Raw genomic sequence first — 11,946 nt, forward strand, 5'->3', positions numbered from 1 at the left:
TCGGAATTGAGTCGCTATTCCTAGAAACGCCGCCAAGTTGCTAGGCCACCACATCGGCACACCAAAACTGCGCTCCCGCCGAACCGTTGCGGCGGGAGCCGTCCTCACGGCTGCTATTACGAAGCGCGTGCCGTCAGCCACTGGTTCGGTTGCAGCGGGGCGCCGACAATCCGCATCTCTCCAAGGCTGCCGAAGAACCCATTGCCCATGCTGCCGCCGTACTGCGCACATCCGATCGCCATCTGCTGCGTGCTCGCCACGTAGCGGATGCCGTCCATCCCGCTGTTGTTGCGCAGGATGGGAGCGCCTTCCACATACATCGTCGTGCTGCCCTTCCCGTCATTGACGATGGCAACGTGCAGCCACTGCCCCGCCGAGACACCGCCCGACCAGCACGCCAGGTTCTCGGTGTTGTCGGTCGGGATGACCTCCCACTGGAACTCCATCAGGTTGGAAAACGCAAACATCGCCATCGTGTCGCCCTGGTCGACATCGCCTGGCCACGACACGCCCGTGGCTGCGCTGCGTGCGCCAAGCCGGTAAAGAATGCCCATCCAGGCATTGTTCTGCGCGGTCCAGGCCGAATCGATTTTGACGAACGCCTCGATGGTGTAGCCGTTGGCAAACGTTTGTACGTTCAGCGGCGAAGTGGAGTCGGTTGTGAAATACGAAGACCTCGTCTGGCTGGCGTTCTTGAACTGCAGGCTGCCCGGCGCGGAAGACAGCGGATGATGATCTTTCGACCAGACCAGATCGCCTGGCTGGCCGCCCATCCACGTGTTGAGCGAGATGGGGTTCGCGCCCGCCGTGGCATCGCCCGGCACGGATGCGTCCTTAATCTGGAAGCCCGGCTGATACGGAGACAGCGCCTCGCCTTCGGCAGCGGCCGTGTTGTAGAAGCGCCAGTGCGCCAGCGTGTTTGGCACCACCGGGTAGTCGTTCGGCCCGGACGCCGGCTTGCCCGCATCCTGCGGCGGGTTGTGATAGTTCGCGAGGATCAGACCCTTGGCGACGTCGGTCAGGCTGCTCGACACGGAGCCTGCCGCCGCCTTGAAGGTGGGATTGAAACCAGCAAAGCGCTTGGCAAAATCGATGTCGATCGAGAAGTTCTGGTTATCCGCCGTCAGCCATGCCGTATCGAACTGATTCAGGCTCGCTTCGGGCTTGACCGGCACCCATGGCGAGAATGAACTGGCGATGATCTTGTTGTTCGTCAGATCGAATTCGTACAAGCGCATCAGGCCATTGCCGCCCATATACGCCATCTGATAATCGACGACCATGAAGATGACGTCGTTGCCAGCGGCGTTCTTCTTCGTCATCTTGCATGAGCCGTGATAGTGACCCGACACGGCCATGAAAATCTGGTCGTTGTTCTTGATCAGCTTGTCCCACAGGTAATTCGAATACGCCGTATCGGCCGCCGTAACAGCGTCAGGGCCAATGCCCGCAAGCTGGTGGCAAATCAGGATGACCGGAATGCCGGGGTTCTTTGCAATGACCGAATTCGCCCACGCAATCGCATCGTCCGAAGCGCGCCACGACATCGACAGCACCAGGAACTGATTCCCTTCCGCTTTGAACACGTGGTACTCGTGAAAGCCGGACCCGTGGCGCCCGCCGAAGGTGGACTGCTGTTGGGCGCGCGCGGTCGGGAACACCTTCAGGAAAGGCTCCACCAAGCCTTGCCGGTGGCTGCCGCCGTCCTGGTATCCGTCGGTGTTATCGAAGCCGGAGACGCCAACGCCCCAGTCAGGCCCCCATTGCATCGACGAGCCGATAGCGCCGACATCGTGGTTGCCCGCGCAAATCGAATAGTTGCAGTTGGCCTTTTCCAGCACCTGCATTGCCTGGCTGGCCAATTCCCACTCTTTAGTCACCGTGCCGTTGCTGAGTTGGCTGTTGCTGAGCAGATCGGTACTCGTGCTCCACGGCGCCGAACCTTCAGAGGTGTAATACCAGGACTGGTCGACAATATCGCCAAGGTGTGTGGTAAATGCCAGTTTCAGCGCCTTTGCATTTTGGGCAATCCATTGCGTCTGCGCCTTGAATGGATTATCGAATTGCGGATTGATGGTCGGGTAATTCTTTTGATACAACTCGCCCATTTTTGCGGATGCATAGCGCGGATAAAATTGCGTATCCGGCAAGGCTGCCAGCGTAAATGACGACACCAGCTTTGGCGTAATCGTACCGGTGCCCGGATCCCCTGCCCCTGGCGACGCGCCCGCGCCCGGCGGCGTGGAACCCGCTGAGGTATCCGACGAATCCCCGCCACCGCACCCGCTCAGCACACCCGACAGGCCGACCGCCGTCGAAGCCAGCATCATGCGCAGCAATTGCCTGCGCTTCAACTCAGGAACAGCGGCCAAATCATCCAGCGTCAACTGCTGTTGACCCACCCGACTTTTCATTGACATGGTTCTCTCCGTTACGTTTTAGGCTACCCAGAAGGCAAAGCGATTGCCGTCGCAACTCGCAGGGTTGGTCCAACGCTCGAAGGGAAATGAAAGTGATGCTTGAAAAGCCGCAATTCTCATCGACACAGATCAACCGCACTGAGCATCCCGAGACGGAACATTCTCAAAAACGCTCAAATAGCGAATGCGTTCGATGCTGTTTTTATTGCCAGCGATTCATGAAATGAATCGGTCACATCGATTGGCATCCGCATGGTAGGAATGCTGTGTGACAGGGGCATTTCTTTAAGCCATGCATATTCAATCGCGGTTGGATCGAATCGCAGTTCGATATCCAGAAACAGAGCACCTGTTTGATACTGTGTGGGAAGGCCCAATACCGCGCTGCCATGCGCGGCGCCGGCTCACAGCTGCACCCGCAGCGGGTGACAGATGGACGATCCGTGGTCGCCCCAGGCATGCCTGCGGGGGGCCATCGAGCCCAATGCGACACCGCGCCGAGCCGGGTACATAGCTGCCGCCGGCCTGCGTACCCCCGCTGGAGGGGATCGGGAAAACCCGCCCTTGATCTCTAATATATCAATCAATAAATTCTGATATATCAAAAGACGTGCCCGGATTCGGCAGCCTCCTGCCGGGTCGACACGTCAGACAAAAAACAGACGAGGAGACCCAATGACAGCGCCCTTCCGTAACCGGCGGCGGCAGGCATCTGATGCCCACGCCCCGCGCAATCCGTCGCGACGTGCCTTTCTGAGTTATGGGGGTGCCGTCGTCGGCGGAGCGCTGGTGAGCGCCTGTGGCGGCGGTTCCGACGACGCCCCAGCACCGGTCGCCACCACGCCCACGGCACCCGTGCAGGCAGACCCGATCTGGGGCACGAACGGCCTGGCCACCAGCATCATTTCGTCGCTGAAGGGCGTGGCGCAGAGTGCATTCCCGGCAGTTGATTTCCAGGTCGAGGCGTATGGCGCACAGCCATGCAGCGTTGTCGCACAAATCAGCCCCTACACCGATCCGACCAAATCGCCGATCAGCTCAGGCGCCGGAGCAACGCAGGCGCCTGGCGCATTCGACTCGCGCCCCGCTTTCCTGGCAGCCATTGCGGCATGCAACGCGGCAGGTGGCGGGCGCGTGGTGGTGCCGTCGGGCACGTGGTATTGCGCCGGGCCGATCGTGCTCCAGAGCAACGTCAACTTTCACCTGAGCGCCAACTGCACGATCTACTTCAGCGCCAATCCGGCGGACTACGCCAAGGATGGCCCCATCGATTGCGGCACCAACGGCAAGCTCTACTACAGCCGCTGGCAGGCCGACGATTGCCTGAATTTCGGCTCGCCCATCTACGCACGCAACGCCAGCAACATCGCGCTGACGGGCGAAGGGGCGACTTCGGTCCTCAACGGGCAGGCCATGACACCGTTTGCCGGCACGGGCAACACCAGCACGTGCTGGTGGACCTTCAAGGGCAGCAACGGCGCCTATGGCTGCGCCAGCTCGAGCACGCCGTCGCAGGCTTACAGCAACCCGAACAACGTCGACCTGCAGACCGTGGTACCGGGCATTCCGAGCGCGCTGTACACGCTGCTCACCAATCCGGCGACACCCTGGCAGCAAGACCAGAATTACCTGCCAGCGCTGTCCGAAGCCGGCGTGCCGGTGGAGAAGCGCATCTTCGGGCTCGGTCACTACCTGCGCCCCAGCATGGTGGAGTTCATCGGCTGCACCAACGTGCTGATGGAGAACTACCGTACGGTCAACACGCCGTTCTGGCAGCACCATCCGGTGCACTGCACGAACGTGGTCATCCGTGGCGTAACCGTCGACAGCATCGGCCCCAACAACGACGGCTTCGATCCCGATGCCTGCAGCAATGTGCTGTGCGAAAACGTCACGTTCAACACGGGCGACGACTGCATCGCCATCAAATCGGGCAAGAACCTCGACACCGGCTACGGCCCGGCGCAAGACCACGTCATCCAGAACTGCACGATGAACAGCGGCCACGGCGGCATCACGCTGGGCAGCGAGATGGGTGGCGGCGTGCAGAACATCTATGCGCGCAACCTGGCGATGCTCAATCAATTCTGGGCAACGAACTCGCTGAACATCGCCATCCGCATCAAGACGAACATGAACCGTGGCGGGTTCGTGAAGAATTTCTATGTCACCAACGTCAGCCTGCCCAACGGGGTGAACCTCACGGGTGCGGGCTACGGCAGCAAGATGCTGGCGGGCAGCCCGATCAACAGCACGGTGCCGCTGGGCGTGGTGACGGCGGTCGCGGCAAACCCGTCCGCTTCGCAAGGCGGCCTCATCACGTTCGACTGCGACTACCAGCCTGCAGCCGATGCCATCCGCACGCGGCCGGCCCTCGTGCAGAACGTGAACATCTCCAACGTAACCGCCGGCAACGTCACCATTGGCAGCCTGACGGGCTCGTGCTTCCAGGCCATCGTTGCGCAGGGCCCCGTGGCGTTCGACTACAACGGCGCGCTGCCTGTGCCCACCGTTCCGCCCATCACTGGCGTGACGATCTCGAACTGCAACTTCGGCACGCCCACGGCGGCAGGCCCGGCAAACGCCACCACGCCGGGGCCGATCTACGCCTACAACGTGCACGACATCACGCTGCAGAACGTGGTGATCGGAGGACAGACTTTCAACACCACCGTAACCGACGCCCGCTGAGCAACCCGCCTCCTTCGCGCTCGGCTGGTTCGGCTGGCCGGCGCCCTTTTTATTCCGACCCCGCTGCCCACACATCCATCATGAACCGCCCTACCGCCATCGCTCGATCGTCCCTGCTGTTCGCCGCATTGCTGGCCGCCTTCGCAAGCGGCGCTGCGCAAGCGCGCACTTTCCGTGTTGCCGATGTCCACGGCGACACCTACCCCACCAACATGGCCGTCAAGTTCATGGGGGAAGAAATCAAGAAGGCCACCGACGGCAAGGACTCCGTCAAGGTGTTCGGTAACAGCGCGCTGGGCTCGGAGAAAGACACCATCGACCAGGTGCGCATCGGTGCCATCGACATGGTGCGTGCCAATGGCGCAGCCTTCAACGAGATCGTTCCGGAATCGGTCATCCCCTCGCTGCCCTTCCTGTTCCGCGACATCGACCACTTCCGCAAGGTGATGTACGGTCCGGTCGGCCAGAAGATTCTCGATTCGTTTGCCGCCAAGGGCTTCGTCGCCCTGACGTTCTACGAGAGCGGCGCGCGGTCGATCTACGCCAAGAAGGCCATCCACACGCCGGCCGATATGAAGGGCGTGAAGATCCGCGTGCAGCCGTCGGACCTGATGGTCGACGAGATCAAGGCCATGGGCGGCACGCCCACGCCGATGCCTTTCAGCGAGGTCTACACCGGCCTGAAGACGGGCCTGGTGGATGCGGCGGAAAACAACATCCCGTCGTATGAAGAAACCAAGCACTTTGAAGTCGCGCAGATCTACTCCGAAACGCAGCATGCGATGACGCCGGAAGTACTGGTGTTCTCCAAGAAGATCTGGGACACGCTCACGCCGCAGGAGCAAGCCGCCATCCGCAAGGCTGCTGCCGACTCCGTGCCGTACTACGTCAAGCTCTGGACCGCGCGTGAGCAAGCCGCCACGGCAACCGTGACCAAAGGCAACGCCACCATCGTGCCGGCCTCACAGGTTGATCGCGCCGCCTTCGTCAAGGCCATGCAACCGCTCTGGACGAAGTACGAAACGACGCCGCAGATGAAGGACATCGTCAACGCGATCGTGGCCACCAAGTAAGCCTGCATCACCGCTCAAGCGCTGGGCCGGCGCCTTTCCCGCAGGCCCGTGCGCCGGGCAGGCTACCGATGTACGCCGTTGATACACCGGCCCCGCCTGCCCACCTCCGATACCGCGTTCCCCTCCAGGTTCAGCATGCAATCGATGTCTTTACTCAAACGCATCAACGATGCGTTTGCGCTCGTGCTCACGCTTGTGGCGGCGTCATGCCTGGCCACGCTGACCGTGCTTGTCTTCTACGGCGTGATCATGCGCTACGTCTTCAACAACGCGCCGGATTTTGTGGAACCCATCGCGCTACTCATGGTGGTGGCCATTGCCATGTTCGGGGCTGCGCTGAAGGTGCGCGAAGGCGGCCATATCGGCCTGGATTCCTTTGTTGAACGCCTGCCCACGGGCGGCAAGCGCGCCGCACACGTGCTGCAGAAGCTGTGCCTGATCGCCTTTGCCGTGGTGATCTTCATCGGCTGCTTCGACATGGCCGAAACCACGTTCGGTGACCGCATTCCCATCCTCGGCCTGCCTGAAGCCGTCCGCTACTGGATTCCTATCGTGGCCAGTGTCGCCATCGCCCTGTTCGCTCTCGAACGCCTGATCGGGCTGTTCGCGCAAGACGCAAGTTAAGTCACTATGGATCTCGCCATTCTCTCCGTCAGTTTTCTGGCGTTTCTTCTGCTGGGCGTACCGGTTTCGTTCGCGCTCGGCCTGTCATGCGTGCTGACGTATCTGCACGAAGGCCTGCCGGCGGCCACCGCCATGCAGTCGATGATCTCGGGCATGAACGCGTTCTCGTTCCTGGCCGTACCGTTCTTCATCCTGTCCGGCGAGTTGATGCTGCACGGCGGCATTGCAGACCGCATCCTGCGCTTCGCGCAAACACTGGTGGGGCACTTTCGCGGTGGCCTGGGCATGGCCAACGTGGTCGCCTGCACGCTGTTCGGCGGTGTCTCGGGCTCGCCCACTGCCGACACGTCAGCCATGGGCGGTGTGGTGATTCCGCTGATGAAGCGCGAAGGCTACAGCGCGGCCTACGCAGTGAACGTGACCACGCATGCCTCCCTGGCCGGCGCGCTCATGCCGACTTCCACCAACATGATCATCTACGCCTTTGCGGCGCAAGGCATCGTGGGCTCGCTCAACGGCCAGCAGGTGAGCGGTGTGTCGATTGGCGACCTGCTGTTCTCGGGGCTGCTGCCGGTGCTGTGGGTCATGGGCTTCGTGCTGATCGCCGCCTACTGGCAAGCCAAGCGCTACGGTTTCCCGCGCCGCGCCGATGGCTCAACCGAGCTGCCGCCCTTCCCTGGCTGGTTTGCCGTCGCACGTGCCTTTGTGGGCGCAGTACCGGGCCTGATGGTGATCGCACTGATTCTGGTGTGCGTGGCCATGGGCATTGCCACCGCCACCGAAGCCGCCGCCATCGCAGTCGCCTATTCGCTGTGCCTGACGGTGCTCGTCTATCGCTCCATGACGTGGACCAAGTTTCGCCGCGCGCTGGCCCACGCCGCCAAGACCACCGGCGTGGTGCTGCTGCTGATTGCCGTGTCGAACATGCTGCGCTTCCAGATGGCCTACCTGGAGATTCCGGACGCCATCGAGCAGATGCTCACGCAGACCAGCGCCGCACCGTGGCTGATGCTGCTCTACATCAACATCCTGCAGGTGTTCCTGGGCACGTTCGTCGACATGGCGGCGCACATCCTGATCACCACGCCGTTGTTCCTGCCCATGGCCATGCATTGCGGCGTCGGCCCGGTGCAGTTCGGGATCATGCTGCTGCTCAACTGCTCGCTGGGTCTGGTGCATCCGCCCATCGGTTCGGTGCAGTTTGTCGGCTGCGCCATCGGCGAGGTCTCCATCGGCGAGACCACCAAGATCGCCTGGCCTTATTACCTCGCCATCTTCACTGCCATCAACGTGGTGACTTACATGCCGTTCTTCTCGACCTGGCTGCCGAGCGTGATCAACGGGCACCCGGTGTATTGAGCCCCCAAGCGAATAACCAACATGCAGCCACGGCTGCGACATCAAGGAAGGAGTCATCATGAAGAGCCAAGTAGCAATCGCGGCAGCGATCGCGCTCACGGGGGGCATCGCCGGATCGGCGTATGCACAGAGCAGCGTCACGCTGTACGGCAACATCGACGTGTCGGTCGGGTATCAGAGTAACCAGACCTCGGTTGGATCCACGTCGAACGGCCATTCGGTCGTCAAGCAAAACAGCGGCATCTGGTCGGGCAGCCGCTTTGGCTTCAAGGGCAACGAAGACCTGGGCGGCGGCAACAGCGCGCAGTTCGTGCTCGAAGAAGGCTTTAACGGCGACACGGGCTCGCAATCGGTCTCGGGGTTGATGTTCAATCGCCAGGCCTTCGTGGGCCTGGCCAACCGCGACCTGGGCACCGTCACGCTGGGCCGTCAGTACACGGCGTACTTCTCGATCCTGGCCCCATACAGCCCGATCAACTGGCTGACCGGCTTCTACGGTGCACACCCGGGCGATATCGACTCGCTCGACACCAACTACCGCGTCAACAACTCCGTGGTCTATACCTCGCCCACGCTGGGCGGCGTGACCTTCAGCGGCTCCTACGGCATGGGCGAAACGCCGGGCAGCGTGGGCAACGGTTCCACCTGGAGCTTTGCCGCGCGCTATGCCAATGGGCCGGTCGGCGTGGGCGCCGGCTTCATGCGCGTGAACAACTCGACGGTGGGCGGCGGTGCCTGGGGCGCGAACTCGGCGCTGTCCAACAACGGCAGCCAGCCGGCCGTGTCCGCCATCAATGCCGGCTACCAGCTGGCGGCGGCGCAACAGCGCTTTGCCGTGCTGGGTTCGTACACCTTCTCGCCCGCATGGGACGTATCGGTGTCGTACTCCAACGTGCAGTACATCCCGGGCGTGAACTCCAAGTTCGCCAGCGAGGCGATCTTCAATACCGGCGGCGCCGTGCTGCACTACAAGGCCACCCCGACGCTCGACCTGGCAGCCGGCTATTCGTACACGCGCGCCACCAAGGCCAACGGCATTGCGGACGCGGCTACGTATCACCAGTTCAACCTGTCGCAGTACTACAGCCTCTCGAAACGCACGGGCCTGTACGTTCTGGAGGCGTATCAGAAAGCAAAGGGTAAGACGATCTCGCCCACGGGCAGCATCATCGATGCCACGGCGTCCATCGGCGATGGCCAGAACGGCGCGCCGTCGGCAACCGGGTCGCAGCTGACCGTGGCCGTCGGCATGATTCACCGGTTCTGACCGGGTTGATCACCGGACACGGCGTGCCGTTTAGGCGCTGTGCCCCGGGGTTCACCTCAGTTCAAGTGCGCGGAGTTTGCCGCTATCATGGTGCCCGCGCTGCCCTTGGTCTCTGACCGCATCGACACCTCAGGCTGCGCCGTTGCGATCCCTTCCACTTCCCCCCGAACTCGTTGCGAGCTGTATGACTTCGCGCCCTTTCCCCTCGCCCGCTGAGGACGAGGCCACCATGACCGCCGCCCGACGCGTGTATCTGAAACTGCGTGAGCGGATTGTCGAGATGGAACTGCTACCCGGAACGCGCATCGTCGAGAAGGATCTCGCAGAAGAATTCGGTACCAGCCGCACCCCCGTTCACGAGGCCGTTCAGCGGTTGGCAGAGGAAGGACTGATCGACGTCCAGGCCCGCGTCGGGACGTTCGTGTCGCGCATTCCGCTCAACACGCTGGAAGAAGCCATGCTCGTGCGCGGCGCGCTGGAAGTCGCCATCATCGAGAAGGCAGCCGAGCGCATGACGCCCGAAGGCATCCAGAAGCTGAACGTCGTGCTGGAGCGGCAGGCGCAATGCGTGCGCGAGAGCAACCGGCGCGGCTTCTTCCGCACCGACGAAGCCTTTCACGCCACGCTGGCCGAGCTGTCGGGCTACCCCGGCGTCTGGCAGATCATCCTGGAAGTCAAAACGCAGATCGACCGCTACCGGCTGCTGACCCTCCCGCTGGAAGGCCGCATGACCGAGGTCCTGGCCGAGCACCGCGCGGTGATCGACGCCCTCGCGTCCAACAATCCGAAACGCGCCGTGCGCGCCATGCGTGAGCACCTGGATCACGTGCTGCCAGTGCTGGAAATTACGCGCCGACTGCGCCCCGAATACTTCACCGTCTAAGCAGGTTCGGGCGAGGGACGGCTTCCGCTCGGGGCGGTCTCTTGATCTCAGCCGTGTTGAAGCAACAACTTCGGCATGCGTCGTTTGTTCGCCTCTGATCCCGGTGTTAATCCTCCATTCACATGCGCAGTGGATCATGTCGGGCCGACTTGCTCTCTCCCGTGCAACGCCACTCCATGCCAAATTCCACCTCTGTGAAACCTTTGCCGAGCACCGTGCATGGTGCCGTCTTGGTGCTAAGCCTCGCACTTACGTTGCCAGCGTTGGCGCAAACGAACGCCCTGCGCGTGGCCTCCGATGTGAAGGACATCCGCATCAAGGCGCTGAACGTGCTGCCCAAGGCCAATGGCAGCACGAGCGACCGAGCTGACTGCCCACAGGCCGTCATGAAGCCGGCGTCGGCCGCCGCTAAGCAAGTGGCGGCACAAGGCTGGGCGGTCATGGCCGATGTGCCGCTTGGCTCGGCATCTTCCGGCACGTATCGCGCCATCAGTTTTGCGGGCCGTCTGGAGGCTGGTACCAGCGCGACCTGCAGCATCACGCAAGGCAACGTGGCCGTGTTCGACAACGACAAGCTCGTCGCGCTGGCCTACGGTAAATCCGCAGAAGACACCGCCATCGGCACCCTCACCGCGCTCGAAGGCGGCGCCGTGCGCGTGTGGGACGGCGACATGGTTGTGTCGCCGGTCGGTGACTTGCGTGTCGACGCTGATGGCACGGTGCGCCTGAGCAAAATTGCCGACGAAGATGCCGTCTGCCATGGCCGCGCCAAAGTACCGACCATCTACGGCATGGCAATCGACAAGGCCCGCAAGGCACTCGCCGCCAAGGGCTGGAAGCCTGTACGAGGCGGCCCCAACGGAGAGCCCCGCCAGAGCGCCCTCGTCAAGCGTGGCCTTGTAGAAACTGAGAACTGTGCAGGCACGGGCCTCGCCTACTGCGACTTCAGCTACACCGGCCCCGCCGGCAAGCTGACCGTCACCACCGCCGGGGAGGACGACCCGCCGCACGTTGTCGATTACGAGGTCAAATGCCGTTGATTGGCTGAAAGGTATCTTCAGGCGTCACTCCGTTACATGTTGTTACACTTTTGGTTGCCGGGTCTGTCGATTGCGCCCACTCTTCATTCGACGTGCAAGTAGAGGCGCGCACATCATGCGTCGCCTCCAACCCAACGCACCCAAGGAGAAACACCATGCGATTCATGATTCTGCGACTGGCCGACAAAGACACCGAAGCCTCCGTCATGCCGAGCGAAGAACTGCTCACCGCCATGGGTAAGTACATGGAAGACTTGGCCAAGGCGGGCGTGCTGCTGGGCGGCGAAGGGCTGCACCCCAGCTCGCGCGGCGCACGCGTGGAATTCAAGGGCGGCAAGCCAACAGTGATCGACGGCCCGTTTGCCGAAGCCAAGGAGCTGATCGCCGGCTACACCATGCTGCAGGTCAAGTCGGAAGAAGAAGCACTGGAGTGGGTCAAGCGCTGGCCGGCACTGGATGCCGGCGGCAACGTGCGCCTGGAAATCCGGCGCGTGTTTGAAGCGGAAGATTTTGGTGCGGAGTTCACACCCGAAGCCCGCGAACGTGAAGAACGCCTGCGCGCAGAACTGGCGGCCAAGCAGCAATAAAC

The 11,946-nt window shown here is 62.3% G+C and carries 9 protein-coding genes; 8 read left to right on the forward strand and 1 reads right to left on the reverse strand.

From position 1 onward, the window contains the following. Positions 1 to 116: 116 nt before the first annotated feature. Positions 117 to 2,420: a LamG-like jellyroll fold domain-containing protein gene (locus ACEN9T_RS03440; protein ID WP_413706436.1), complete on the reverse strand. Its 2,304-nt coding sequence runs from the start codon at positions 2,418 to 2,420 to the stop codon at positions 117 to 119. 675 nt (positions 2,421 to 3,095) lie between these two features. On the opposite strand from ACEN9T_RS03440, the gene ACEN9T_RS03445 reads away from it, so the two are divergent. The 8 genes from ACEN9T_RS03445 to ACEN9T_RS03480 all read left to right on the forward strand — a co-directional run bounded on the left by ACEN9T_RS03445 (position 3,096) and on the right by ACEN9T_RS03480 (position 11,944). Beyond that, positions 3,096 to 5,111 carry a glycoside hydrolase family 28 protein gene (locus tag ACEN9T_RS03445; protein ID WP_092971225.1) on the forward strand — a complete coding sequence of 672 codons (2,016 nt, stop codon included), beginning with the start codon at positions 3,096 to 3,098 and terminating at the stop codon, positions 5,109 to 5,111. Positions 5,112 to 5,191: 80 nt separating this feature from the next. Continuing rightward, entirely contained in the window at positions 5,192 to 6,184 is a 993-nt protein-coding gene (locus ACEN9T_RS03450; protein ID WP_092971224.1) for a TRAP transporter substrate-binding protein, read from the forward strand. A 135-nt stretch (positions 6,185 to 6,319) separates the two neighbouring features. Next, positions 6,320 to 6,808: a TRAP transporter small permease gene (locus ACEN9T_RS03455; RefSeq protein WP_092971223.1), complete on the forward strand. Its 489-nt coding sequence runs from the start codon at positions 6,320 to 6,322 to the stop codon at positions 6,806 to 6,808. Between the two features lie 6 nt (positions 6,809 to 6,814). Then, positions 6,815 to 8,167: a TRAP transporter large permease gene (locus tag ACEN9T_RS03460; RefSeq protein WP_045203352.1), complete on the forward strand. Its 1,353-nt coding sequence runs from the start codon at positions 6,815 to 6,817 to the stop codon at positions 8,165 to 8,167. 58 nt (positions 8,168 to 8,225) lie between these two features. Continuing rightward, complete coding sequence (locus ACEN9T_RS03465) at positions 8,226 to 9,434, forward strand: porin (protein ID WP_413706437.1); 1,209 nt, start codon at positions 8,226 to 8,228, stop codon at positions 9,432 to 9,434. Between the two features lie 229 nt (positions 9,435 to 9,663). Then, positions 9,664 to 10,317, forward strand: coding sequence for a GntR family transcriptional regulator (locus ACEN9T_RS03470; RefSeq protein ID WP_092971221.1), 654 nt, complete (start codon positions 9,664 to 9,666; stop codon positions 10,315 to 10,317). Positions 10,318 to 10,493: 176 nt separating this feature from the next. Further along, a complete protein-coding gene (locus ACEN9T_RS03475; protein ID WP_413706438.1) occupies positions 10,494 to 11,357 on the forward strand; it encodes a hypothetical protein in 864 nt (287 codons plus the stop codon). A 155-nt stretch (positions 11,358 to 11,512) separates the two neighbouring features. After that, positions 11,513 to 11,944, forward strand: coding sequence for a YciI family protein (locus ACEN9T_RS03480; RefSeq protein WP_092971220.1), 432 nt, complete (start codon positions 11,513 to 11,515; stop codon positions 11,942 to 11,944). The last annotated feature ends 2 nt before the right edge of the window (positions 11,945 to 11,946 follow it).

This window comes from Ralstonia sp. Ralssp110 (genome assembly GCF_047325135.1).
In the GTDB taxonomy this organism is placed as follows: domain Bacteria; phylum Pseudomonadota; class Gammaproteobacteria; order Burkholderiales; family Burkholderiaceae; genus Ralstonia; species Ralstonia mojiangensis.